Raw genomic sequence first — 23,879 nt, 5'->3', positions numbered from 1 at the left:
GACCTTTCGTCACCTATAACCCATGCCGTTTGACATGGAATCGGAAATCTTTTCATACGCTTCACGCAACCCTTTTTCAGCCTGCGCAATACGCGCTAAATCTTCACTCTTAACAGCTTCTTGATAAATCTGCTCAGCACGTCTAACAGCTGGGTTTAACTCCCACAATCCGCCAATGTTTTTCCTGTGCTCATACCTAAAATCGCGGGGGAGAATGTAACCGTTATCCTTAAGTCGCTGTATGGCTTCTTTACGACTCCCAGATGCCCAACATTCATCAACGGTTAGTCTTCTAAATGCTTTGCGCGACTTGTCTTTAGCAGAGGGGAGAGTAAAACCTTTGTCTTTAAGTTGTAATGCGAAATAAGACCGACTGGATCTAGTGATACTAGTTTTATCAAGCTTGCTATTAACAATCTGACCAATATCAGCACCAGCACGAATACTCTTAGCACCAAGAATGCCGAATCTTTTATTCTGCTCTTCTTCGCTAAGCCTGTTAAACATTTCTATCGGGGTAGGCGCAATATCCATGACAGAACCGACATCATTCAAGTTGACTGGCAAGTGATAGCAGTGACAATTCATATGACGCTCAAACCCAGTGTTATAACGGTATATTTTGCCACTCAGTATGATGCACCATTTACACGCATCAGCATTGCAGCAACGAATAAACCCCATATGCCTGCGAGTAGTAATATCCGCTTGCTGAGCTTGCCTTATTACGTCAGCTAGATTCGTGGCAACACTAGAACTAAACAAGCCACCAACGCGCTCTAATGCTTCCTCAGCATTGACACCCTCTTTAATGAGTTCAAGAGTGCGTATAGCCGGACGATCAACCCACTCGTCTAAAGCCACGCCACTAGCACTGTACTTCGAAAACGCGTGAGAATTTACAAGAGCTTCAGGCGTTGAATATTGGGCAATCTCCGCCATTACGTCAACATTCGCATCCAAGCCAGCATCAACAGCCTGTTCCTGCACATTGCTTAACACGTTCACTAAAGGCTGCTTAATGCGCGCCCAAGAGCCACGAATATCATTCTTATCCACACGCTTCCACGCGTGACGTGCTGCGCGCACTGCAGCAGCTTCACGCGCAGCCACACGCCTATGGAACGTGTCCACTGCTTGAAGATTACGCACCATGCTTCAACTGACCTGCAATCTTCTCAAGGGTAGGGTCACTCATCTCTTTCTCGCGCATCATAAGTACGCGCTCAACATCACGAGGACTCAAACCAGCATATTCAGCAACGTATTCAAACGGGAAACCAGCTTGGCGCATCTTAATAAGCCCGTCCATCATTTGCGCTTCACTGCGATACTGAGGATTAGCAAACTTCACAGTACTATTACGCACAAGCAAAGCAGTATCATTATCTCCTTCAGTAAGCATTGCGAGCCAACATAACTGCTTCACGCCAGCGCGCAAATAAGAAATACGGTCAAGAATTTTATTGACTAAACCTGCTTCAGCAACCTCATAGCCAGTCGCTGGCACCTCAGTAGACGTAAGCAAATAATGTGACGGCGTGCGCGTCTCAGCCGCAATATGCTCAACAGCCTTCTTAATAACCGGCAAAAACGCGTCCAAATTAGCCGGCTGCCACTCCGCAATCTTCACATTCTCGCCAGTAATCTGATAAATCCTATCCATCATCTGCTTTTCAAGGTCAGCCGGGCGACTACCAACAAGATTGCCATCAGTATCATAAACAGCCTCCTGCAAGCGTTCCCCACCAAGAATCACACGCGCCGGCATAGAAGCATAATCAAGAGCATTAAGCAGATAAGCCCAAATAACATTCACAGTATCCTGCATAGCTTCAACCTGCTCAATATCAGAAATAGGAGAACGATCCAACATACACTGATTGCGAAACTCAACCATAGGAACAACACCAAGCGGATTAGGCTGAATCGTAGACTCGTCTATCGCCCAATCCTCCACGCCAGTAGAACCAAACGCCATATCAGCATTTTTACGAACAAGCACATACCAGTCAGGAAAATACAGTACGCCAGTGTCAGAGCCTTCGCCACCAAGAGTTAAGCCTACAGTAGGCGCGCCTGTACGTGGGTCAAACTCCATAGCGCAAGAATCAGGATTCTCAAAAGTAATACGCGCATGACCGTCAGCCATTTGAGTAACCAACCCATATGAGCGGCGCGCAACCATCATCATAAGTGCCGCTTCACTAAGACCACGGTCAGCATCAGAATCCTGCCACACGCGATGCAAAGAATCAGGAGCAACACTACTATCAGGCGTAATAAACCCTTGAAAATGAATACGCTCAACCGGCGCTTGCGCCACGGTAGAGCACCAGTTATCAGAGAACGAGTTAAAACGATTCTCCATATACTTCTTAAACTCACGGCTAGTAAACGGCAGTTTACCGCGGCGTCCGCGAAAATACTCAACATGCTTTGTAATATCTGCTTGACGACCAATAACCTGCATCAACAACCTACGAAGAAGCACATTTACATCATCAATATTAAGTGTCATCTAAGTCTCCTCATATTAGACGGCGAATAAATAAGATTCGGCTTTTCTTCACCCCAACCATCCATGCGCGCGTCACACGCTGCTTCATGTGCAAGAATCGTTGCAACAGCAGCATCAATCTTTCTATCCTGCTGAGGTTTACCAAGACCGTATCTTTCAGCTGTCTTAGGGATACGCCGCGCGTTCACAATATGAGCGTTAGTAATAGGACAACCATCATGCGTAATACGGTGTGTGCTTAAATCTTCCTCAAACCGCCGCAACGCCTTATAAACAGCCGTGATACGATTACTACCGTTCATAACCCACGGAACAAAAACACGCTCACCATACGCGCGCGCCCAAGCATCAATTTGAGATTCCCAACTCATCTCATCCTTAAACCCCGGGTCACAATAAATACGCACAAACTTATACTTGTGAGCAAGCTCATCCATAGCAGCAATAACTTCACCACGAGGAATACGCCCACCCCACTCTTTAGGATTCCAAATCGTAGGACGCTGATCATACCCATAGCGAGGTGTGAAAATAAAACCACTCAACGTTTCGAGCTTAAAACACGTAAAATCATCATTTTCAGAACCATCAAAACCACCACACACGCTAGTGCCTGCTGGGGGGTTCTCAAGCCATAACTCATGTTTTTTACTCAATCTTGATACCCCCCATAAGCTTCAGCCCACTGTGCTTCCTCAATCCAAGCTCCAGCACCTTGAACAAGACGATTGCCAAAAAAGCGTTCCGCTTGCGATGGGTCAGTCTTAAGCAAGCTAGCTGCTTCAGCTTCAATACTGTCCAAATCAACCCAAGGCGAACCCTTATATACGTATTCAAGGATTTTGCGGCGTTCACTACGCTTCAAAAAAGACATCAAAGAACCATCTTCACGTCTCAACTCAGGAGCCAAATCCGGATTACGATAAAACACAAAAACGTCAGGGTCACCACTCTCGACAATCTGCTGAGCGTAGCTATTCTCAGTAGGGTCATAAGCGTTCGTCCACGCGTGAGTGCGCCCACCCATACCAGCCGCGCCGCGCCGCTGAGTCTGAGCAACCTGCACCATGCCATTAGAAGACGTATATAAGCCAGCTTCATCCTGTTCAGCGTCAGTAATAGGATTACCCAAACGACTACGAGCAGAAGAAGTAACAATATCAATACGGTCAAGGTCAGCCGCATCACTCACATCACTATCACCATTAAGCACACGAATAAAACCCTCACGCACACGCAAACGTTCCTTCAAAGAGCCAAGCAAAACCATAGCTTTCAAAGGACGATACATGTTAAGTACCTGGTCTTCACTGTTAGCAGTCAACTGAATAAGAGGTGATGGTTGAGGTCTACCCATAGGTTCGCCCGGCAAGTACGCATACTCAAAACCACAAGAACAACCCCAATCAGAGCAACGGTAAACATCTCCCTTTTTCGCCCAACCGTTAAAAACAGTAGGGCCAACAGCTTCAGCAGCAACAAATGCCGCTGCGCATGGACCTTTACCAGTCTTCTGAGGAGCAACACACAATGTTTGGCGATACGTAAACGCTTGATTCAAAACCATAGGATTATCAGTCGTGACCTCTTCAGGCGGCACGAATTTAGCATCCTCGCGAATACGCCAACGGTTCGCTGCCAACCAAAACTGCCAGTCAGCAAGCACAAATGGCTTACCGCGATTAAAGCCATCAGGTTGTTTGCAATGCGCTTGAATCCACGCATCAATAACATCAGCAAGAGTAGGAAAATCAACATGCCAATTATCAGAACTAAGCATCATCACCACCACGCATACGACGAGGTAACACGCGAACACCATCAATCACACTCAAATCGCGAGCAGAATCAACAACGGAATCACGGCGAATACTCCAACCAAAACCAGCCATAGCAGCTTCACTAAGACCAATGCGATCAGCAAAACGCGGCAACAAGCCACGGTCAGCAGCACTCGCGCCAGCCTGCTCACAAATCACAAGCTGACGCGCATATAAAGCAATCTCAAAAAACATGTAAGAATACTCAGGCATACTCCAAGCTTCAGCTTGTGGCAAACTCCACAAATGTCTCCAAACAGTCTTCTCGCGACTAGCAAAACGCTTTTCTCCATTAGTATCCCTAACTCCTTCAGAATCAACAACACGAAACTGCGGCAAGGGGAATTTAGGGATTTCGCCAGCAAAACCATCAGCGGAAAGTACTAGAGCTTTAACTCCTTTTCGCAAACTATTGCGCGAATGTGGGTCAGGCGCGGGACCACTGCGAACTCTAGCTCCACCACGTCCAGAACTCATAAAACCTCCAAAAATGCTAACGTTTCCAACGATTTTTGCCGGATGGCGACACTCCCGGGATTTTTAGAGAAAAGGTAGGGGTAATTATTAAAGTAACACTCTCTTAAATGCTGAAAACGTTGAAAATAAGCCATTCTTGCCAAATCTTTTGAACCCGGCGCAACAAAAAGAGAGTTAGGCAGCGCTTTTGGAAATCGATACCCAATACCCCTATCCCCTACCGATTTTTGGGGTATTTGGGGGGTGTTTTTTGCAAACGTTTGCAATGTCTTATGGGGTGTTTATTGGTATTTCTGTAGCACGGCTCCTGCTGGTCTTGTGCGCGCGGTTTTGATGTCGTGACATCTTTTGCACAATGCACGCATGTAGCGCAAAGAATTAGGATTTTTGCCTTCTGCGATAAGCTCGAAACGCTCTAAAGGATAGTGATCAGCGATTGTGGCTTCTTGTGTGCATAATCCTTTGTGTGCTTTGCATCCTTCGCATTGACAGTAAGGATGAAGTGCGAGGAGCTTGGCTCTTGCTTTGCGATGTCCTGCACTAGTGTAGGGCTTTGCGTTGGTGGTGTGTCTTAGCTTCTTTAGGCATTTGGGGCATGCTCGGGTGGTGGGGGGGATGAGGGTGGGGCAGCCTGGGGTAGGGCATGGCTTGAGCATGGGCGTGCCTCTTTCTATATATAGGGTGTGTGAGTGAGTGGGGTTGGGGTGATAAAGCTTTTTCTTTGTGGCTTGTGTGCGCTTTGCTTTGCTTTGCTTTGCTTTGTGTGTGTGGGTGTGGTGCTAGGGGGGGCTAGGGGGCTAGTGGAGTTGTAATAGGTGGGAGTGCGCGGCGTTGCTCTGCTTTTTCTTTTTTAGGGGTGTCGATGGGTATAAGAAAGGGGACGGCATAAAAGCCGTCCCCTTTGTTGGTTCGTTATAGGTATGATTATCGCTTTGCTCTATGCTATCATGTGGCGGGTTTGAACGCGACACGCTGAGGTTGACTATAGTCAAGGGTGTGCGTATAGTATAAAGCGTCAACACAAAGAGCGAAAGCTCAAAACAAGGAGATAAAAATGGTTTTGATGATTCAGGCTCAGGATTTCTGCGCTATTCTTTTTGCGATGAATGTTGCTTATTTTATGGCAGATGCTTTTAAGACAGACTGGAGCGATTGGCGCAAAGCCTTGCGTGGCGTTGTTTCTCTTTTCTGCGCTCGTTATTTGCCGATGATGGTTCTTCTGGCTGTTGCTTTTGTTAACTGCCCTGTTGTGTGCTAGGGGGTGCGAGATGCAAGGGATTGAAGATTATTGCAGTGACTTAGAGCGCTACATGGAAGGTGAATTTGAGACCGATGCGGACAGCTTGGAATGGATGGCTAGTGGCGTGAGCGTGTATGCGGAAAGGCTGGCGCGCGCTCTTAAGACTTCAAAAAATTCACGTAATTCGCAGATTCGCCCGATTTGGGAAAAGCTTTTCTTTCTTTCTCGGTGGGTTTTGAGGCATCCGGAGAGTGTAGCTGATGAAGAGGTAAGGGGCACGATTCTTTTTGCGGTTGCGCAAGTGTATCAAGCTATCGAGTGGGAGCTTATGTAAGAAGTGCCGTGGCGCGTCATTGTCAACAAGGACGACAAGGAAAGCTCGCCCTTCGCGTCACGGCTTTTCTACCTTATCACGCGACACGCTGAGGTTGACTATAGTCAAGGGTGTGCGTATAGTATAAAGCGTCAACACAAAGAGCGAAAGCTCAAAACAAGGAGATATTAATGAACAAATACGAATACGCTTATATTATGAAGGACGAGCTAGAGAATACTCTATGGCTTGGCGCACCTCCAATGAAAACTTGCCTTCCTCTTGCGTGGAGCGATGAGCATAATGGATTCGGCTATGAGATGCTAGGCTTTGCACGTAGGGTCACGGAGTGGTTGCCTGTAGATGTTCCGCCTGAGTATATCAGGTGTAGCGGTGGTGAGCATTGGCTCGCGACTGAGGACGGCTTCAGCTTCAATGGCTATAGTTATTTACTCAGAGAGCAAGTGTGCAACGCATGGGCTGCTATCATGCCACAACTCGCACTAGCAGCGTGCGCAGAGTTACGCGACATAATCGCAGCGCATGGCTTGTATCATCGTAGCCATTTTGTAGCGCCTGATTGCCTTACTTTAGACAATGGCGTTGTTTTACAAAAAGGCGAAAGATTAGACGAAGAGAAAGCAGCGCTCGCAGCAGTGGAGGCTTTTTATAAGAAGCTACAAGATAAGGGAGATAGTCTTTTTTCTAATGAAGAAGGCGACGAGGAAGAGCTGGCTGCGGAAGCTAAGGCACTTTTTTAACAGAGTAGTATAAAAGTAAAGCAAAAAGGAGCATAAAATGATTGATACAAGCATTAAAGTAAAAATGGTTACTTTAGATGACCTTAAGGATTTGGAGTCCGCACCTGATGAAAAGGCTTTTTACAAAGTCATTAAAGATAGCTGGAAGCTTACCAATGCGACCGACGGTCTTTATCTTGAAAATATTGATTATACTGCTGAGGGCTTGAGTGAAGAGGATTTAGCAGCTTTCTTAGGGGTTGATATTAGCGCGTATGGCGACGACAGCGAGGAGCGCGCGGCGTTGCAAAACGACTTGAGCGACGCGTATCAGATGCGCGAGGATGAGGTTGACGCGCGCGTCTGCTGGCTTGCGCGTGATGAGATTATCAGTGAGACTCGTGATATTTTCAAAGAGTCCCACCTTTACGCAGAAGAAGATGACACTAAACACTTGCGCTATATCAAGCCTGCAACGTACGAAGAAATGGAAAAAGCTGGAGTTAAGACTACTAAAAACGCTCTTCGCGAGGTCGGGTACGCAATTGAGCGTTTAGCGCCCTTGCCTTTAGGTGAGGAATCCGCAGACACCACTATTACAGTGGCTTTAAATGACATTAAGCTCGTGAGCAAATATACAGAAGAGGAAGTGTGGAACGCCGCGATGCGCTTTAGTAACTACTGGTACTTTACGAAGTACACTGGGGATGACATGCCTGTGCTTTACATGACCGACTGGGGCGATGAGCTGCGCAGAATTGTATATTACTGGCTTGAGGATTGCGAGTGGGCAGACGACGTAGACGATTTGGACGATAAAAAAGGCAATCTGCCTTCTTTTGTGTCTTTCTTACAAGGTGATGATTTTGAGCGCGTATACAGTAAAGCTGACCTTGAAAAGCACTCTTTAGAAGATAACGCCGCGCAAGTACTAGGCTACGCGCTTGATAGCTTTATTAAGTGGGCACAAGAGCAAGAGCAAGACAATAGCACTTTGCAAAGTCTTAAAACGCGCCTTGCTGAAAATAGCGCGCTCGCTTTTGATAAGGCTTTTCGCACAAGCCTAGCCGAAGAATTACAAAAACTTTTAAAATAGCAAAATAGTGTAAGTGCTGCACGTGTAGGCGTGCGGCACTTTAGCATATCAAAAGAAAGGACAAAAAATGCGGATAAATGCAGCTTATAAGGAAGGACTCAAAAGGATTTTAGAGACGAGCGACATGTCGCGCGTACGGCAAGAATGGAGGGATTGTGTCTTTGGTCGTAAAGAGGTAGCGTTTTATATTTTGCCTATAGGTAGAGAGCGCGCAGCGGTCTGCTAGAGCAAAAATGCGGATCATAAAAAGCGCATCATAGAAGAAAATCGCGCGGCTTTTGAGCGATGCTATAAGGCGCAAGAAGAGCTAGAGAAGGCGCGCAAAGCGATACAAGCACAAGTAGAGACGGACGCGCTAGAGTACTGGGAGCCAATGTGCGATGAGTAACTACGATTTTAGAGCAAAAAAGGACGCACCTTGCTATTTAACCGTGCGTGACATTGCTATCTTTATGGATGTCAAGCAGCGTGTTGCTGGTCAGTATTTGACTGATGCGCGCATGAATTACAGGCGCGGCGCGGTGAAGCCGTCAGACATGCCGCTACCAGATGCTTTAGCAGGGTTTAAACGTCAGACACCACTATGGCGTTATGATACTATCCGCGAGTGGCTGGCGCGCCGTCCGTATGCGCCCGTGTGCTTGCCCGTGTCTGAGGTTGAGGGCTTAGCATTGCTGCGTGAGCTTAGTGAGGACGCGAAGGATTAGGGGACTTTCCGATGGCTCTTTTCGCTTTTATTGATAATGAGAATCTTCTCAATAATCATGTTTTTTGCAAACGTTTTCAGTTATTGATAATGATTCTCATTAACAATAAGGCGGATTTGGGGTTTTGAAGGGCTTCATAATTTATTAAAAAAATATATGGCATAATCTCACGAATTTTTGTGCGAAAATTTTGGATTTTGATTTGCTTTTTCTTTTGCCACGTAATGCTTTGACTGGTTATTATGGCTGCGTTCTGTGTCGTGCTGTACTTTTGATAAACGAGCGAGTTTAGGGTAAGCGTACTGTTTTTACTATTGTGTCTTGTCTTGTATGGCTTTGGTTTGTTTGCGTGAAAAGTTGTTGCATTTTTAACAGTTAGAGTATTTGTTAAGTGTTTTCTAGTATTGCTTGTTGTTGGGATCATAAGCTACGTTCGCATGTTAAGGCTGGGGACGGTGGGGGGAGAGTGTGGGGTGTAGTGAACCCCTAATGTTTCCAACGGTTGGGTGCGTTGGTGGTATTGGCGCGTTGGTGTGGCATTTAGAAGCTAGTGGCGCATACGTTAAAGGCTTACTGGCTGATTGGCGCACTGTTTTAGAGTGTGATGTGGGCGAATTATGTAATTTTTTGAATGTTTAAAATTCAGTAGTTTGTTTAGGATTGTTTTGACTAAAGTTTTCTAATGTTTTGATAATGGGTTGTTGTTTAAACGTTTTTGTGCTGTTTGTAGTGTGTTAGCACTGTGAATTGTTCGATGGCTTGTATATATGACCGGGGTTTTTCTTGACTTTTTTTGGACTTATTCCAAGACCCCCCCTATTGTTTTTGAGTGCTTTTTTAGCTTTTGTTACCATGTCCGTCACAATACTACTACAACCGCAATGTGCGCACGTGTAGGTTCTATCCCATGTGTGCGCCGCGGCTGGCATGTTACATTTCGGGCATACCCCTATAGGGTGTTTAATTTCGTCCGGGGTCGTGAGCGTATCATAATCACGCTCAATGGCTTGCCATTCTTTCAAGTCGTAGACTGCCGCCGGCAACTGCGGAATTTTTTTCACGTTTTGCACCATCAACCGTAACACCGGGTTAAGCGGCAACTGCGCGTAACGCGCATCAATCTGACCAAGCACAACACAACACTGTGCATGGATACGGTCAATGAGATTCAACGCGCGAGTGTTCAACGGCATTGGTGGAATACCACGCGACGGAGTATGACCAAGGTGCGTGAGCCTAACCTGCTTATAAGCGATTTGACGCACGATAGTAGTCTGCGCTGGCAACGCGCGGATTATTTTCGCGTAAGTGTGACGGCATTCACGGCATAGTCTGCGTTCACTACTATCGTGCATTCGTTTCCTTTACTATTTTTTCTTATCTTCGATTGGATTATTGTTTTCATCGAGTCGTAGAATACGTTGCCCGAGTTCGCTGTGTGGTTTGCAATGGAGCAAGTCGTAGATCCAAGCAACGAATCCAAATATCATCACTGCGATGAATAGTATTATGCTGATTACCATTATTGTGCCCATCATGAGCTGTTCCTTTCTTTCTGTTTATTGATGCTCTTCTTATTGTACTCTTCGATGCTTTTATTTACTGTATCTTGCCATTGTTTTAGCGCGTGCGATGTCCAACACCATGGATTATCGAGTGCTTTCTCGTAGCTATTGCCGTAGATTAAGCATAGTGGAATGCTTATGTATTCGCTTGTTGCTTCGTTGTGTAGAATTGTGGGAATATTTTGGTCGATTTGAATGGCTTCCCTGAGCATTTTCAGCCTATCGTCATCCAACATTTTTTGCGTCCCTTATCATTTCTTCTAACGCGGCAATAATCTCATCTGTGGCGTCGTAGCGCATTATAATGCCTTCCCACACTTTGTGGGCATTGCTAAAATCTTGTTTACTGAGAATTATAAGTTTTCTTTTTATTGTTCGGCGAAGTATGTGGCTTTTTGTGATTGGCTTGGGAATTATGCCATTGGCTTGTGCGTCTTTTGCGCATGCTAACGCTTTTTCTAGGTCTTTGATGCCGTCTTTTTTCTGCCAACGGAACACGTATTGTATGACTTGCGCCCAGTCGCCTGAATAATAGCGGCTAATGTCAAAGCATTCAAAATGTGTTTCACCGTCATCATACTTGTAATAATCTGGCGTGGTCATAATTCTTCTCCTTATTTCGTGTGGTTTGGTTCTTCCAGTGGCATGTTCGGGTTACTGTATCCGTAGTCTTGTGTAAGGTATTTGCGGATTAGCGCATCGTACGCGTCCAAGTATTGGATTGCACTGTCTGGCGTGCGTGGCGCTATCTCACAGTACGCTTGACTTAAGCGCTCACGCACGCGCTCAATTGTCTTATCTTTCTGACTTACGTTTACTACCATTATTGTTGTTTCTTTTCTGACTGTTCGTCTAGTACTTTGATTATTTGTTTTTCACGCTCGCTTAGCTCCCATTTTGTTGGGTGCTCTGAGCTTGTGCAGCCTTCTGTTAGAGGGCTTTGTTCGCATTGCTTGAGTCTTTCCGCGGCTTTACTGCTAATGAAAAAGCCCCCACCGTAAATACCTTTTTTAGTTGTGGCTTGAGCGTCTAGTGTTTTAATATGCCACGCTTCACTGCGTTTTAATGTAAATGTTTTACGATGGCGCACGCACATGTTTATTCTGGCTGTATATGCAACATTTTCTGGGTACTCGTATTTAATAAGCTGCTTTAATTTGGTGCCTGACTTTTTTTGAGTCTCCATAATTCTGCGTCTTAAGTCTGGCGCGGTTTCGATAAGATTATCGCCAAGATTAGTCACAAGGCTCGTGTTCACAACTGCGCCATTATGGTACTTAATGCGCGCATCAGCAACAACATAGTTCACCACATTGTCCGTTGAGCTGAAAAGCGTCAGCGTTGGCGCGAAAAGCACAAAATCAACATTATGCGTGATATAAAAATCTTTAATCTTCCTCAGAATACTAAACGGCGGATTATCAATAACCACACAACCTTCCGGATACTCTTCCGCCTCATAGTCACCACCGGGCTTAAAAGGTCGCAAAATAGTACGCCCCTGCAAACCGTATCTTTCAACCGCCCAATTCTTAATAATCTCATAGATTTGCGGCGGCGTGTAACAGTCGTCTGTGGTTAGTTTAGGCTTGAATTTTTCAACAAATCCATCATAGTCCGTTAATTTAGCTTGTACTGCGTTCATCATTTCTCCAGTATGTTTATTGTTTTCCAACTACTATCCAGCATGGTTCGCCATGCGCTTGTTGTGCGTATGCTTTCCATGATGCGCTCGCCGTTGCCGCGCAACCGCCATGTGACTACTTGTGCGCGCGCGTTTGTCACGCCTTGCAGGTAGTCGTGGACGATTTCACCGTTGGTGCGTATGGCGATTACGCTCGCGCCGTCTAGGTCGCTCGGGTGCGTGTATCCTAGCGCGCGCAATGCTCGCGTTAGGTCTAGCGGTGGTTGCTGAATATTGTTCTTTTCCATTCTTCTGCGGTTGTCGTGTTTTTAATTATTGCTTTTATCTGCTGCTCTGTTAATCTTGTTTGTTTGCATATGTAGCTGAGTGGCATTCCGTCCGCATACCATTTGCGTATTAGATCAGTCATCTTTTTTACTACCATTTGCTCGCCTTCGCTCGCTGTGTGCTGCCTGTTAATTTGTTCATGTACTGTTTTAAGTCATTGCTTGAGTACAAGTCGTTACTTGTGCTTAAACGCTGACACAAGTAGGTTTGCATTGGTATTGTAGGTATTGCGTGAGGTTGCCCGTACCTTGCCCATATTGGGATTGCGGTTGTGTTGTGCCCTCCGGTGATTACTTGTGTTAGGTGTTGTTTTTTCATTTCTTGTTCTCCTTGTTTTTGAGTGCTTCGTTTTTGAGTGCCTCTTTGTACCAGCCTGATTTTTCGATTATGCTAGCGAAAATATGTAGTGGCATTGTTACGTACTGTTGCCCGACGGTTTGCGCTGTGCTTATGCCTACGCCGCGTTTCTTGTGTATTACCGCATAGTAGGGTGCGTTATCGTTGGTGGCTTCGGTTTCAGCTTCGCGCATGTATTCGGCTAGTCGCATGCGGTTTTCGTTTTTGCATTCGAGTACCATGCGGCTGCCGCAGAATGTTACGCCGCTGATGTCGCCACGGTCGCACGTACCGTTTAAAGCGCGACGTTCGATAGTGTCATCGCAGAGATTGTTTTGCAAGTATTCTACGATTGCGCTTTCAAACGCCGTGCCTTTCTGTTTCTGCCTGCTCATTCTTCGCAGTCCTCATGATTAGCGATAGCGAAAAAAATTGCGCACTGTTTTTCTAAAGCATCTTTCACGTTTTCTGGCAGCCCGGCAAAGTTAGGCGAATTGGTTTCGTTGTCGGTGGAGGTTTCGTTTGTTGCGATTGCTTTTATCTGCTTATACTCTTCTTTTGAAACGTACGCCGTGTAGTCAATTTTGTATGCGACGTTGTATGGTGAGCGAATTTTTGTTAGGTTGAGTCGTGGATTGTCTTTTGGCTCTATGCTGGTTTTTAGTATGTCCAGTACTTTGTCAGCGTTAATGGCATCGATATAGTATTCGTTTACTTTCATTTCTTGTTCTCCTTTTTGTTTGGTATAAAACGCATTTCTACGACGTATTCGCTCATGCATGGTGTTATGCGCGCTTCGTAAACTCCTCCGCGTGGCTTGCGAAATGCTGCGACTCCGCCGCGTCTTACTCTTGATGCGAGTGTGTGCGCACTACCTAAAGGCATTACAGCGATTTGAACCCATTCGGTTGGTGTTTGACGGCTTTTTTTAGCTAATTCTGCGTATTTGCCGCACGCGCGTTTTACTCTCGTACTCTTACGATCATGTGTCAAAGTTGGTTGCGTTACGGATATTTTGCCGGTGAAGAGGATTTTGAATCGTTGACCTAGTGTGAGTTTCATTTTTTGCATCCTAGAATTCCGGGTCGGGTTCTGGGTTCCCCCATGGGTCTTTGCTTGGTGCGGCTTGCGTCCACGCGTTGGCTTGTGGTGCGGCTGATGCTTGTGCCGTTTGGGGGGTTGAGCCTGTAAAGCCTGTGCTTGTGCTTGTTTTTGTGACTTGGCATGTGGCGTATCGTAGGCTTGCTCCGATTTCGTCGACGGTCATTTCCACTACCGTGTGCTTCGTACCTGTTTGGTCATCGTAAGTGCGCTGACTGAGCCTACCGGTTGCGACTACTCGCATGCCTTTGGCTAGGCTTGTGGCAATGTGTTCTGCCAAGTCTCGCCATGCTTGGCATCGCATGAACAATGCGGCACCGTCTACCCACTGATTCTGATTTTTATCGAATGTGCGTGGGGTGGATGCGATTGAGAATGTGGCGACGGATGCGCCGGTTGATTGGATCATGCGCAACTCAGGGTCTGAAGTTAGGTTGCCTACGATTGTTATTGTGGTTTCTCCAGCCATTACTGTTCCTTTTCTTTTTGTTGTTGTTCGGCTAGTTCTTGAGTGCGTTTCGTGCTTTGCTCACGTACCCACGCACTAGCTTTTTTAATTACAGTCTCACGGTTTGCGATTAGGAATTCTGCTTCCTGTTTTGTCGGTGGAATGTGAGCTGCGTGTTTCAAATAGTTTATTGCTTTGAGCTTGTCGCTGATTCCTGCTTCTGCAAGCATTGCGAAAATCTGTTCTCTCTGCTCTTGTGTCGATATTTGCGGTCTTCTGTGGCTTATTGTTTCTGCTTGCTGTTGCGCGGACGTTTCAACAACTGTTGGCGCGGACACATCCTCAGCTCTGCTCATTTCGTCGTCCGTGTAAATGCCACTCATATCTGATGGGAACGCTTTACGCAACGCTAACGCTTCAGCGCATTTCGCTATCATTAAGGCTGGCTTTGATGACCACATGCCGCTGAGTTTGCCGTTGTATATTGGCGCGTATTCTTTGAAGATTGCTACGGCACTGAATACTCCGCCGCCGCGCTTGACGCTTACTTTTGCGGCTGATGGTGGTTCGGGGGATAACCACACGTCATGCCATACGCCGGTTTTATCAGCCCACAGTGTGTCACTCATGCTGAAAACTTCGTGGCATTGTTGCGCTACTCTGTGCGCGATTGCACGCAAACCGTCAATGCCGACTTGAATCGTCTGCTTGGTCTCGTAACCGTTAGCTGTTTTCTGTTTGCGCCCTATCATGTAGATTTGGCGGCTGAACGGGTCTAAACCGGTGCGCTTGGACTGCGTGAGGAAAATAGCAAGGTCAGCCTGCGTAACATCGTTTGATACGCCAAGCGTCTTGAGCGCGGCAACCTGCTGCTGCGTCCAGTCGGTTTGGTCTTGAGTAATAGTAAGTTCACTACTCATTTTTGCCTGCTTCGAGTTGTAGTGTGACTGGGTTTATGATGCCCTTGAGTTCGAGTGGTGAGTTAGCATAGTCACGGTCTAATTTCACTGTCGTGACTGAGCCTCTACCATTCTTGTATTCGACACCTTTAGGGATCTCTCCATCGTGAGCGCGAATTAGTTCGTCGAGAAAGTCTGGCGTACAAGCTTCGGGGCATGGCATTATTGTTGTGTACCATGCGTCGCGCCCGTCATCTAAAGTCCATTGAATTTGTTTGAGGATTGCGGCGTAGGCTTTCGGGTCTTTCACAATGTAGTAACCTTCACTGCCTTTGCTTATGCTGATTGTTCCTACGGTTTTGTTGTTGAATCGTAGTTCGTCACTGTCGCCTGAGTTTCTTTGCCGCTTGTACTCATCTTTGGCTTTGTCTAGTGTTTCTTTGATTCGTTTTTCCCACTTGGTTAGTGTGGCGATTAACGCGTATAAGTCGTGGTCGCTGAGGTTGCTTAATTGTTCTTCCAAGTCTGTGATTTCTTTAGTCATTGTTTGCTCCAGTTAGTTTGCGGATTATTCCGTTGACGCGTTGTTTTGCTTCGTACCACTTGTCGAGTGCGTCATCTATCGCATCTATAAGCCAAGCGTGCTCATCATCGAATTGTTTATCGAGTTCGTGCCACTTGTCGAGTGCGTCTTCGTATTTGCGTTTGGCTTTGTCGAGTTCAGCTTGGGCATGTGTGAGTGGCTGACATTTTGCTCGTGCGGAATCGTATTCTTTCTGTAATTGCGCGTGTTTTCCGTCTGTTTTTTTAAGCTGTGCTAACGCTTCATCTAGCTCTGTGCTAATCATCGTTCCCTCCTTTAGTCGATTAGTAGGTCGAGTAGTTTGTTGTAGGCTTTCTGGTATTTCTGCGTGTAGTATTCGATTACGCCGCTTTCGCCTATCTGGTTTTGGTGCTGCTGTTTTAATGCTTTACGCATTTTCTTCGCCGCTTTGAGAACGCGTTTCTTATTTTTCATTCGGATTAACACTCGCTTCCAGCGTTAAGGCTATTTGATAGGTTTTGCAAGTTTCTTTTATCTCTTGCAATGTTTCAGCGCGCGCGTCTGTTTCGTCCGGTTTTAGGTTGATAAATTTAACGAATTTTTTAACGCGTTCCATTTTCATGTAGTCGGCAAACATTCTGATTTTTTTGCTTAATGTTGCGTAAGCGAATTCTGAGTTGCATTGTAGAGGGTGGGGAATGGTTGCTTCTAGTTCTTTGAATGCGTTTGTCATCTCGCCTAGTGTTTTGCCAGGCGTGTCACATGTTTCTACGAATGCTTTTAATGCTTCGTCCGTTGTCATGATGTTGCTCACTTTCACCACCATGCCTAACTATTGACATAAGCAACAACAGCACTAAGAATCACGCTAATTAGCTCAAGAATAGCCGTGAATACCATGTATATTCCGCATGGGAGTAACCAGCCGTCTAAAGCGTGAGTGAACGCGGTGCTAATGCATACTATGGCGCAGAAAATAGTAGGAATAAGCACGAAAATTATGCGTGCGAGGACTTTGTCGAATGTTGGGTTTTCCATTTTTACCTCTCAGATTGTTTGTGGGATTGGAATGTTGTGTGCTTCAAGCAACTGTGTTAGCTTGAGCATGGCGCGTTTCATTTCTACTAGGTGCGTGCCTACGGCTTCGATTGTTTGTTCGCAGTTGTCGAGCAACCGGTCGGTTTCTTCAATGTCGTATCCTGTGCCGAAGAAGCGCGTGCTTATTTGCGCGTCTCGGACTTCTTGTGGTGTTATGAGCATTAGTTTTCCTTTCATAATGGGGGCATGATGCAGCTTGACGAGTTTAAGTACATGGAGCGTCCCCCATTCATCATGCCCTTTGTGCGCGTGCGAAGAGTCGAACTTCGCACCTCTAGCGGCTTGAGTAACCAGAAACGGTACAAAAACTGGTTGCTGTCTTTTCTAGAGTGCCGTTAAACGCGCCTTGAATTATTTGATTGGTTTTCCTAGTTGTTTCGTCCACCATTCGTGGACGCTTTTTGCGTCGACGAGGTAGCGTGTGCCGCGCCCGTTTGTAATGTTGGTGGCTTTTATCTTGCCGTGTTGTATGAGTTCTCGGACTTTTTGTTCGCTCATACTGTAGGCTTTGGCTATTTCGCTGATGGTGTACGCTTTTTTAACTACTGTTTGCTTGTTGAGTTGTTGTTCGATTCGGTCGAGTCTGTGGATGATGTCTTTGATGGTGTACTGTTTTTCACACATTGAATGTCTTTCTGGATCATATACTCGTTCCATACGCTTAGGGTTGCTGTTACGCCTATGAGGATGAGGAATAAGCCGATTGGTAGGTTGATGCTATCGGTCTGGTTGTTTACGGTTTCAAAGATGAGTGTGATGCCGCTGAGGGTGATTAGTATGCTGATGATGATGCTTATGGTTGCTGTTGTTCGATTCATTGTTGTTTTCTTTCTTCGATTGTTGTGTGTGCGCGTGTGATGTTGATGCTTGCTATGGTTGCGAGCGCGATGCTGAGGATTGTGAGTCCGTTGATGTTGTTGCCTGCGTTGAGTGCGTATAGGATGATGCTTGCAGCGTATGTGATTATGTTTGCTAGTAGTTTGGTGTATGGGTGTTTCATTTTTCGTTTTCCTTTTCTGCTTGTATTAGGTTTTGTCTTGCTTCGTACGCGTTGTTGATTGCGTATTCTTTTTCGTCTAGTGCTTGTTGTTTTTTGTTTTGAGCGGCTTGTAGTTTTCTCTTTTTTGTTATGTTTGGGTGGTTAGCGTATTCTTTTTTTGCTTGCGCGTAGTTGATTATTGCTGTTAGCCAGTGTTTGTCGGCTTTTTCGTATTCTTTTTGTGCGAGTTGGTCGATTTGTTTTGCGCGTGCGAGTTTTTGTTTCGGTGTCATGGTTATTCCATGTGTTTGAAGATTGTGATGAATACGTATAAGATAAGCCCTGAGAGGCCTAGCCCACTAACGACTGCGGCTATTGCGTCGATTAGGTGGTTAATGTTCTGTGGTGTCATTTTTCTGCTTCCTCTTCGATTAGGCGTTCTAGGTAGTTTCGCGCGCTGTCGCGTTTGTCTCGTGCGCCTATGAGGTTGTTTTTCGCCATTTTGTAATCCCAGTTGCTTTCTAGGGTTTCGAAGATTTTGCGTGCTTTTCGGTCTTCGATGCTTATTTGCTCTTCGAGCTTGTAGCATTTCATTTCTAGTGCTTCGTGTTGTTTGTTGAGTTTGTCTAGTTTTTGTTGTGTTTTGTCGTAGTCTAGGTTTTCGCTGGTTAGTAGGTCTTTGATTTCTTTGAAGCCTTGTTCGGCTTCGTTGTAGTCGCGTGTAGCGGTTATGAAGTCTTGTGTGGCTTTTTCAATTTCGGGAGTCATTTTCTGCTTCCTCTCGTAAGGCTTGTTTTAACTGTTCGTCTATTTTGTGGAAGACTTCTGTTTTTCTGCGGTAGTCTATTTCGGCGTTTTGCTTAACGATTAGTGCTCCGTATTTTTCAGTTAGTGCGAGGTCGCGTCTTTCGCTTAGTTCTTTTATTTTGCTGTTCATTGGTTTTCCTTTTCTGCTTCTTCGTTGTCGAGTTCGTTTATGTTTTTCACGCTTGTTATGTAGATGATGTTTTTAGCGTGTTGATTGATTATTGTCGTGTTTGTTTCCTTGTCGCTCATTGTTATTCCTTTACTGGAACACTGTTTTTGAGAAGTGAATATACTGAGCGTTTAATAACAGTCGAGATTTTTGCAAGCTCACGAGTATTAAAAGGCGATTCGGCTGGATGATTCAGGCGATACGCTAAAGTAGTGCGCGGCATGCCAATTTTGTCAGCCAAACCGGTAACGGTTAAATCCTTATCAAGGAGTGCAGTTCGTATGTTTTCTGCAACATTTTTAGCGAATAATTCATCGTTCATGGTTCTCACTATATGACAATTTTGTCACATTGTCAACGCGACACACTGACAATATTGTCATGCTTTTTTTGTTCCAAATTTGTCATATAATGTGAATATGGATAGAATAGAAATGGCACTAATCGTAGCCATAAAAGAGCAGAAGAAAAAGCAAGGCTTTACCAATAATGAGCTTGCTAAAAAGCTAAACATTAGCGAGCGCACAGTATTGCGTATGCTTAATGGCGAATCTGACATAAACGTCTCTCAGCTTGCGCGCATTGCAGCTGTTTTTAATATGTATCCTCACCAACTATTAAGGCAAGGGGAGGAAGAATTGCAGAAGCAATTATTAGAGGATATGTCTGATGAAATTAAATAGTTTGGGGCATAATTTTAAGCGCGTTAGCGCATTGTATATTTACTGTAAAAAGATTGTATTACTGTATATGTCATACTCTAGTATATCTCAGTAGATATATTAGAGTATATCAGCAGGGTATAGTGTGGTATATCACAAGGATATAGAATAATATACCTCTCACTGATTGAGAGATATACTTTTATATATCACAAGGATATAGAATAATATACCTCTCAAAAGTTAAAAAAAATGCGCTCTGCAGTATGGATTAAGAAAGCAGAGCGCATAATGAGACAAGCAGCCTCACGCTTTATATTATAGCAAAGCGTGGAGCAGAAAGGGCTCCAAATGGGGTACGATAACCAAAAAGCAGTTTATGCTTTGTCTTCAGCGGGAAGACTTAACCACGAGCGAGATGGTAAACCTTCTCTCAACAGCTTTGCTTTTAATGTATTGAATTACATGGCTTTTACAACATATGATTGGGACTCAGCTTCGAACCAACCTACCGAGCAGCCTAAAAAATTAGACAAACCATGCCGCTACTACGCTCTCGGTTGGCAGGGGATAGCTAAAACTTTTGGAATGTTTCAAGTCTCTCCGTCGCTACTTTTTTTGGATGACGACAAAGAGATGCAAGAAGCAGTGCGCCGTCGCGCGGCAACGGCTAAATTGAGGATATCTGACGCTTGGGCTTTTCTTAAAAAGCAAGAGCTTATTAAATGCATCAAGCCTGCAGGAACAGGACGAAATGCAGGATGGCTTCTAACTATTGGTTCGCCTATCGAAAACATTAGAGTAGAAGAATATGCGCGATCGTGCCTTAATTTAAGCGACTATTCCTCTTAAATTCCACACGACGCATGGTACAATAGAGACTAACGGGCACGCGCCGTACGAATTGTTGTAGTTGTCGAATTCGTGCTAAAATAAAAGACGAAACAATCTTGTTTCTCTCTTTCTCTCTGCATAACTGAATAGGTTCTCAAAACCACCAAAGCGCGCTAACAGTCTTTTATCAACTTTCCTGCTAACGCGCTTTACTTATATAAAAAAATAGGATACGGGTTTTAACACCGTATCCTAGAGTCTCCACCTACACATGGCAGGCGAGTTACACTTAATACTACTCTCCAAACAACCTGCCGCCAAGTGTCTCAGCCTGCGAGCGCCGTCTCTCATCCGCCGCGTGCTGGTATATCATCGCGATTTTCGGGTCAGAATGACCAGCCATATCCATGAGTTCCTTAACAGTCGCACCACTCTGAGCAAGCCACGTCAAGCACGTATGGCGTAAATCATGGAAATGCAAGTCAGGACGGTTCGCAGCAAGCCTAGCCTTATCATAGTAATCTCGTAGAGTATTCGTACGGATAGGCGTTGTCCTATCCGTTCTCATAGGAAACAGCCAATCATCCTGATTTAACTCTTGCTTTTTCACGAACTCTTTCAAACTATCAACCAGCGAGACTGGTATCACCTCACTACGATTACTATGCTCAGTTTTCGGTGCGGTCGTCAGCACAGTCGAGTTAGGGGTAGTCGCGCGCGTCCTACTGATAGTAACCGTATTATGCTTGAAATCAATATCACTGACCTTGAGAGCGCAAATCTCACCAATACGAAACGCTCCGAGCGAAGCTAGCAGAACAGTAGGCGCGTAAGCCTCCGGCATCATACTGTATATTGTTTTAACTTCTTCAGGTGTTGCGACTGTTATCTCATGGCGACGCTCAACTTTAGCTTCACTAACAGTAAACGGATTATTCTTCAAGATTGGCGGATTGCCGTTAATATCCGGTCGCAGCGCACTGTTTACAATAGCACGCAATACTTTCATAGTGTTGCGTACCATGTCCGGTTGCGCCGCGTCCAAGCCGTCTCTAAAATCGTTTACCATTTGCGTACTCAAGTCTGCGAGCGCAACACTACCAAGCACCGGTTTAATATGATTCTCATACGTTTTCGTTGTCGCGTATTTTGTGCTATCTTTAAGCGGTTTGCCGCGCACTCGTCGTTTTTCAAGCCATTCAGGAAAGTACGCGTTTAGCGTTGTGTGTTCTGCTATTTCGCGTCTTTTTACCTCTTGAGGTGGCACCCATATTCGTTCTTCTATCTCATACTCTGCTTTTCTCAGCCAGTCCTCTGCGGCGCGCTTCTGATGGGTAGGGAAACTCTTGGATTGCACTTTAGGTAAGTTTTGCCACAGGCTGAATGCGTACATTGGTGTACGGTATCGTGCGACTATTCTAGTCGGATTCTCTTTCGTGGGACGATAGCTCAGCGTCCCAAATTCTTGTACCATTTTTATGCTCCTTGCTTTTAATCACTGATGAGTCGACGAAACACAAACGACACACCAAACGACACACCAATTATACCCATTCCGCGCGTGTTTTCCGGAGTCAGAAAGCTTGTGACACGCCGTAAGAATGGCGGAATATCAACGATAATCGTTGCAATACCAACAAAAACAAGAAATGGCGGAATCCCAACAAGTTCGAATCCCCCTAGCTCCACAAATTTTAAACGTCACCTCTTTTTGGGGTGGCGTTTTTTGTTATTATTTTTTAATTTTTATGCGCCACGCCGTATTTTTTACTGTTTGTCTGCAAGTCGTACTAATAATGAACACCATCGACCAGAGGTCGCGCTCGACAAGAGTAGTAAGCATGAGCTAGGGAAAGCGTTAATTGCTTACAAAAGGGGAGAGCGCCGAAGTTTACTGCTTAATCCCAAAAGTAGTGAGCTGGGACTTGGCTTAATATACCAAGGACTGTCGCAGCGAGTCGGCATTCGCTGCGGAGAGCTATCGACACGCTTGCTTTTGCTTGCTTGTTTTTGCCTCTGATTGTCATGAAAGGAGGAAAAATGAGTAGCTCATTATCATCTACTGCTGCACAGAATACTCAGCAGAATGCTCAGCAAAATAACGATGTTCATCGAGGATTAAAAACCCGACATATTTCCATGATTGCTTTAGGTGGCAGCATTGGTACCGGCTTATTCGTTGCTAGTGGTGCAACAATCCATATGGCTGGTCCTGGTGGTGCTTTGCTTGCTTATGGTGCGATTGGCATTATGGTGTACTTCCTTATGACTTCCCTTGGTGAAATGGCCACTTTTATGCCTATTAGTGGATCGTTTGCATCGTATTCTGGACGTTTTATTGATCCTGCACTAGGTTTCGCAATGGGCTGGAACTATTGGTTTAATTGGGCTATTACGGTTGCGGTGGACGTTAGTACTGCAGCAATAGTTCTGCAATATTGGTTCCCAACAGTGCCAATATGGATTTTCTCACTGTCGGTTCTTATGCTTATTTTGGTTATCAATGTGCTTACAGTTAAGTGCTTTGGAGAAACTGAGTATTGGCTTTCTATTATTAAAGTGTTGGCAGTAATCGTATTCCTTGTTATCGGTTCGCTTACGATTGTTGGCATTGTTGGCGGCAAAGCGCCATTCTTGCAAAACTTCACTCATAAGGACGCTCCATTTGCAGGCGGTGTTCCTGCAGTGTTGTGTGCGTTCGCTATTGCAGGCTTCTCTTTCCAAGGAACTGAGCTTATTGGTATTACTGCTGGAGAGTCTGCAACTCCTGAAAAGAGTATTCCAAAAGCTGTAAAGCAAGTGTTCTGGCGTATTCTTCTCTTCTACATTCTTGCAATTTTCGTTATTGCTTGCATTATTCCTTATACTGACAAGAACTTACTTGGTTCTGATGTAACTGATATTGCTATTAGTCCGTTTACGCTTGTGTTCCAACGTGCAGGGCTTGCAGCTGCAGCGGCAGTTATGAATGCAGTGATTCTGACTTCTGTTATTTCTGCAGCAAATTCCGGCATGTATGCTTCAACAAGAATGCTTTATTCGCTCGCAAAAGAAGATAATGCTCCAAAAGTATTTGGCAAGGTAAGTCTTCGTGGTATTCCTGTTCCTGCGTTGATTGCTACATTTGTAGTTGCTTTATTTACTTTCTTTATGAGTATTTTTGGTTCGCAAATTTACATGTTCCTGGTTGCTGCAAGTGGTTTGACTGGTTTTATTGCTTGGGCTGGTATTGCTGCAGCTCATTATCGCTTCCGTAAAGCATACTTGGCTCAAGGTCATTCCTTAGATGAATTAGTTTATCGAGCAAAGTGGTATCCGTTTGGTCCTATTGTTGCGTTCTTCTTATGTATTCTTGTTATTGTTGGTCAGGATTTGCATTCATTTGCAACGCTTAACTGGCAGGCTATTGGAATCACGTACATGTCTGTGCCGCTATTTATCGTTCTATACATTGGTTATAAGATTAAAAATCATACTCGAGTAATTCCTCTTGAGGAAGTCGATTTAACTCATGTTCGAGTAGCAAAATGAATGAATAGTTTATAAAGTTC

At 45.1% G+C, this 23,879-nt stretch carries 35 protein-coding genes and 1 riboswitch; of the genes, 9 read left to right on the top strand and 26 right to left on the bottom strand.

Annotation, left to right across the window (positions count from 1 at the left end; all coding sequences use genetic code 11):
* Positions 1 to 9: 9 nt before the first annotated feature.
* The 5 genes from P0108_RS04410 to P0108_RS04390 are packed head-to-tail and all read right to left on the bottom strand — an operon-like array spanning position 10 to position 4,818.
* On the bottom strand, positions 10 to 1,155 hold the full coding sequence (locus P0108_RS04410; protein WP_473730791.1) for a VG15 protein: 1,146 nt from the start codon (positions 1,153 to 1,155) through the stop codon (positions 10 to 12).
* Complete coding sequence (locus tag P0108_RS04405; RefSeq protein ID WP_421788789.1) at positions 1,145 to 2,521, bottom strand: phage portal protein; 1,377 nt, start codon at positions 2,519 to 2,521, stop codon at positions 1,145 to 1,147. The genes P0108_RS04410 and P0108_RS04405 overlap by 11 nt, the downstream gene beginning before the upstream one ends.
* On the bottom strand, positions 2,518 to 3,177 hold the full coding sequence (locus P0108_RS04400; protein ID WP_041160517.1) for a terminase: 660 nt from the start codon (positions 3,175 to 3,177) through the stop codon (positions 2,518 to 2,520). The genes P0108_RS04405 and P0108_RS04400 overlap by 4 nt, the downstream gene beginning before the upstream one ends.
* Positions 3,174 to 4,304: a terminase gene (locus tag P0108_RS04395; protein WP_244261705.1), complete on the bottom strand. Its 1,131-nt coding sequence runs from the start codon at positions 4,302 to 4,304 to the stop codon at positions 3,174 to 3,176. The genes P0108_RS04400 and P0108_RS04395 overlap by 4 nt, the downstream gene beginning before the upstream one ends.
* The gene (locus P0108_RS04390) at positions 4,294 to 4,818 is read right to left on the bottom strand and encodes a hypothetical protein (protein WP_012914320.1); all 525 of its coding nucleotides are present in this window, start codon (positions 4,816 to 4,818) and stop codon (positions 4,294 to 4,296) included. Before P0108_RS04390 ends, P0108_RS04395 begins: the two co-directional genes overlap by 11 nt.
* Before the next feature lie 1,054 nt (positions 4,819 to 5,872).
* Here P0108_RS04390 and P0108_RS04385 point away from each other — a divergent pair.
* The 6 genes from P0108_RS04385 to P0108_RS04360 all read left to right on the top strand — a co-directional run bounded on the left by P0108_RS04385 (position 5,873) and on the right by P0108_RS04360 (position 9,553).
* Positions 5,873 to 6,076, top strand: coding sequence for a hypothetical protein (locus tag P0108_RS04385; RefSeq protein ID WP_288231155.1), 204 nt, complete (start codon positions 5,873 to 5,875; stop codon positions 6,074 to 6,076).
* A 10-nt stretch (positions 6,077 to 6,086) separates the two neighbouring features.
* A complete protein-coding gene (locus P0108_RS04380; RefSeq protein WP_288231156.1) occupies positions 6,087 to 6,392 on the top strand; it encodes a hypothetical protein in 306 nt (101 codons plus the stop codon).
* A 170-nt stretch (positions 6,393 to 6,562) separates the two neighbouring features.
* Positions 6,563 to 7,132 (top strand): hypothetical protein, encoded by a 570-nt coding sequence (locus P0108_RS04375; protein ID WP_288231157.1) that lies wholly within the window; start codon positions 6,563 to 6,565, stop codon positions 7,130 to 7,132.
* Positions 7,133 to 7,169: 37 nt separating this feature from the next.
* Positions 7,170 to 8,207: a hypothetical protein gene (locus P0108_RS04370; protein WP_288231158.1), complete on the top strand. Its 1,038-nt coding sequence runs from the start codon at positions 7,170 to 7,172 to the stop codon at positions 8,205 to 8,207.
* 380 nt (positions 8,208 to 8,587) lie between these two features.
* Entirely contained in the window at positions 8,588 to 8,914 is a 327-nt protein-coding gene (locus tag P0108_RS04365) for a hypothetical protein (RefSeq protein ID WP_288231159.1), read from the top strand.
* A gap of 489 nt (positions 8,915 to 9,403) precedes the next feature.
* Complete coding sequence (locus tag P0108_RS04360; RefSeq protein WP_012914315.1) at positions 9,404 to 9,553, top strand: hypothetical protein; 150 nt, start codon at positions 9,404 to 9,406, stop codon at positions 9,551 to 9,553.
* 95 nt (positions 9,554 to 9,648) lie between these two features.
* On the opposite strand, the gene P0108_RS04355 is transcribed toward P0108_RS04360, so the two are convergent.
* The 20 genes from P0108_RS04355 to P0108_RS04260 form a co-directional block, all read right to left on the bottom strand.
* Positions 9,649 to 10,269, bottom strand: coding sequence for a hypothetical protein (locus tag P0108_RS04355; protein ID WP_288231160.1), 621 nt, complete (start codon positions 10,267 to 10,269; stop codon positions 9,649 to 9,651).
* A gap of 179 nt (positions 10,270 to 10,448) precedes the next feature.
* Positions 10,449 to 10,715, bottom strand: coding sequence for a hypothetical protein (locus P0108_RS04350; RefSeq protein ID WP_119522664.1), 267 nt, complete (start codon positions 10,713 to 10,715; stop codon positions 10,449 to 10,451).
* Positions 10,705 to 11,082, bottom strand: coding sequence for a hypothetical protein (locus P0108_RS04345; protein WP_288231161.1), 378 nt, complete (start codon positions 11,080 to 11,082; stop codon positions 10,705 to 10,707). Before P0108_RS04345 ends, P0108_RS04350 begins: the two co-directional genes overlap by 11 nt.
* 220 nt (positions 11,083 to 11,302) lie before the next feature.
* Complete coding sequence (locus tag P0108_RS04340) at positions 11,303 to 12,127, bottom strand: hypothetical protein (protein ID WP_421788788.1); 825 nt, start codon at positions 12,125 to 12,127, stop codon at positions 11,303 to 11,305.
* Positions 12,128 to 12,765: 638 nt separating this feature from the next.
* On the bottom strand, positions 12,766 to 13,182 hold the full coding sequence (locus P0108_RS04335; protein ID WP_473730790.1) for a hypothetical protein: 417 nt from the start codon (positions 13,180 to 13,182) through the stop codon (positions 12,766 to 12,768).
* Positions 13,179 to 13,508 carry a hypothetical protein gene (locus P0108_RS04330; protein WP_012914308.1) on the bottom strand — a complete coding sequence of 110 codons (330 nt, stop codon included), beginning with the start codon at positions 13,506 to 13,508 and terminating at the stop codon, positions 13,179 to 13,181. The genes P0108_RS04335 and P0108_RS04330 overlap by 4 nt, the downstream gene beginning before the upstream one ends.
* Positions 13,505 to 13,849 carry a hypothetical protein gene (locus P0108_RS04325; RefSeq protein WP_288231163.1) on the bottom strand — a complete coding sequence of 115 codons (345 nt, stop codon included), beginning with the start codon at positions 13,847 to 13,849 and terminating at the stop codon, positions 13,505 to 13,507. The genes P0108_RS04330 and P0108_RS04325 overlap by 4 nt, the downstream gene beginning before the upstream one ends.
* A 10-nt stretch (positions 13,850 to 13,859) precedes the next feature.
* On the bottom strand, positions 13,860 to 14,357 hold the full coding sequence (locus P0108_RS04320; RefSeq protein ID WP_119522672.1) for a single-stranded DNA-binding protein: 498 nt from the start codon (positions 14,355 to 14,357) through the stop codon (positions 13,860 to 13,862).
* Positions 14,357 to 15,256, bottom strand: coding sequence for a phage recombination protein Bet (bet, locus tag P0108_RS04315; protein WP_119522674.1), 900 nt, complete (start codon positions 15,254 to 15,256; stop codon positions 14,357 to 14,359). The genes P0108_RS04320 and bet overlap by 1 nt, the downstream gene beginning before the upstream one ends.
* On the bottom strand, positions 15,249 to 15,779 hold the full coding sequence (locus tag P0108_RS04310) for a hypothetical protein (protein ID WP_119522676.1): 531 nt from the start codon (positions 15,777 to 15,779) through the stop codon (positions 15,249 to 15,251). Before P0108_RS04310 ends, bet begins: the two co-directional genes overlap by 8 nt.
* Positions 15,772 to 16,083 carry a hypothetical protein gene (locus P0108_RS04305; RefSeq protein ID WP_473730789.1) on the bottom strand — a complete coding sequence of 104 codons (312 nt, stop codon included), beginning with the start codon at positions 16,081 to 16,083 and terminating at the stop codon, positions 15,772 to 15,774. Before P0108_RS04305 ends, P0108_RS04310 begins: the two co-directional genes overlap by 8 nt.
* 11 nt (positions 16,084 to 16,094) lie before the next feature.
* On the bottom strand, positions 16,095 to 16,253 hold the full coding sequence (locus P0108_RS04300) for a hypothetical protein (RefSeq protein WP_288231165.1): 159 nt from the start codon (positions 16,251 to 16,253) through the stop codon (positions 16,095 to 16,097).
* Positions 16,243 to 16,581 carry a hypothetical protein gene (locus tag P0108_RS04295; RefSeq protein WP_119522680.1) on the bottom strand — a complete coding sequence of 113 codons (339 nt, stop codon included), beginning with the start codon at positions 16,579 to 16,581 and terminating at the stop codon, positions 16,243 to 16,245. Before P0108_RS04295 ends, P0108_RS04300 begins: the two co-directional genes overlap by 11 nt.
* Positions 16,582 to 16,826: 245 nt before the next feature.
* Positions 16,827 to 17,039 (bottom strand): DivIVA domain-containing protein, encoded by a 213-nt coding sequence (locus P0108_RS04290; protein WP_473730788.1) that lies wholly within the window; start codon positions 17,037 to 17,039, stop codon positions 16,827 to 16,829.
* Between the two features lie 189 nt (positions 17,040 to 17,228).
* Complete coding sequence (locus P0108_RS04285) at positions 17,229 to 17,501, bottom strand: helix-turn-helix domain-containing protein (protein WP_473730787.1); 273 nt, start codon at positions 17,499 to 17,501, stop codon at positions 17,229 to 17,231.
* A gap of 372 nt (positions 17,502 to 17,873) precedes the next feature.
* Positions 17,874 to 18,149, bottom strand: coding sequence for a hypothetical protein (locus P0108_RS04280; protein ID WP_473730786.1), 276 nt, complete (start codon positions 18,147 to 18,149; stop codon positions 17,874 to 17,876).
* 115 nt (positions 18,150 to 18,264) lie between these two features.
* A complete protein-coding gene (locus P0108_RS04275) occupies positions 18,265 to 18,624 on the bottom strand; it encodes a hypothetical protein (RefSeq protein WP_473730785.1) in 360 nt (119 codons plus the stop codon).
* Positions 18,608 to 18,793 carry a hypothetical protein gene (locus P0108_RS04270; RefSeq protein WP_473730784.1) on the bottom strand — a complete coding sequence of 62 codons (186 nt, stop codon included), beginning with the start codon at positions 18,791 to 18,793 and terminating at the stop codon, positions 18,608 to 18,610. The genes P0108_RS04275 and P0108_RS04270 overlap by 17 nt, the downstream gene beginning before the upstream one ends.
* On the bottom strand, positions 18,790 to 18,912 hold the full coding sequence (locus tag P0108_RS04265) for a hypothetical protein (protein WP_473730783.1): 123 nt from the start codon (positions 18,910 to 18,912) through the stop codon (positions 18,790 to 18,792). Before P0108_RS04265 ends, P0108_RS04270 begins: the two co-directional genes overlap by 4 nt.
* Before the next feature lie 2 nt (positions 18,913 to 18,914).
* The gene (locus P0108_RS04260) at positions 18,915 to 19,154 is read right to left on the bottom strand and encodes a hypothetical protein (protein WP_473730782.1); all 240 of its coding nucleotides are present in this window, start codon (positions 19,152 to 19,154) and stop codon (positions 18,915 to 18,917) included.
* Positions 19,155 to 19,266: 112 nt separating this feature from the next.
* Between P0108_RS04260 and P0108_RS04255 the strand changes: the two genes are divergently transcribed.
* Positions 19,267 to 19,515: a helix-turn-helix domain-containing protein gene (locus P0108_RS04255; protein ID WP_473730781.1), complete on the top strand. Its 249-nt coding sequence runs from the start codon at positions 19,267 to 19,269 to the stop codon at positions 19,513 to 19,515.
* A 330-nt stretch (positions 19,516 to 19,845) separates the two neighbouring features.
* Complete coding sequence (locus tag P0108_RS04250) at positions 19,846 to 20,346, top strand: hypothetical protein (RefSeq protein ID WP_473730780.1); 501 nt, start codon at positions 19,846 to 19,848, stop codon at positions 20,344 to 20,346.
* Between the two features lie 277 nt (positions 20,347 to 20,623).
* On the opposite strand, the gene P0108_RS04245 is transcribed toward P0108_RS04250, so the two are convergent.
* Positions 20,624 to 21,802: a tyrosine-type recombinase/integrase gene (locus P0108_RS04245; RefSeq protein WP_473730779.1), complete on the bottom strand. Its 1,179-nt coding sequence runs from the start codon at positions 21,800 to 21,802 to the stop codon at positions 20,624 to 20,626.
* A 328-nt stretch (positions 21,803 to 22,130) separates the two neighbouring features.
* A riboswitch (Lysine riboswitch) is annotated at positions 22,131 to 22,317 on the top strand.
* Between the two features lie 150 nt (positions 22,318 to 22,467).
* Between P0108_RS04245 and P0108_RS04240 the strand changes: the two genes are divergently transcribed.
* Entirely contained in the window at positions 22,468 to 23,859 is a 1,392-nt protein-coding gene (locus tag P0108_RS04240) for an amino acid permease (RefSeq protein WP_162861137.1), read from the top strand.
* The last annotated feature ends 20 nt before the right edge of the window (positions 23,860 to 23,879 follow it).

Source organism: Gardnerella sp. c10Ua_244, assembly GCF_055818055.1.
This window is presented reverse-complemented; position numbering and strand designations above follow the sequence as displayed.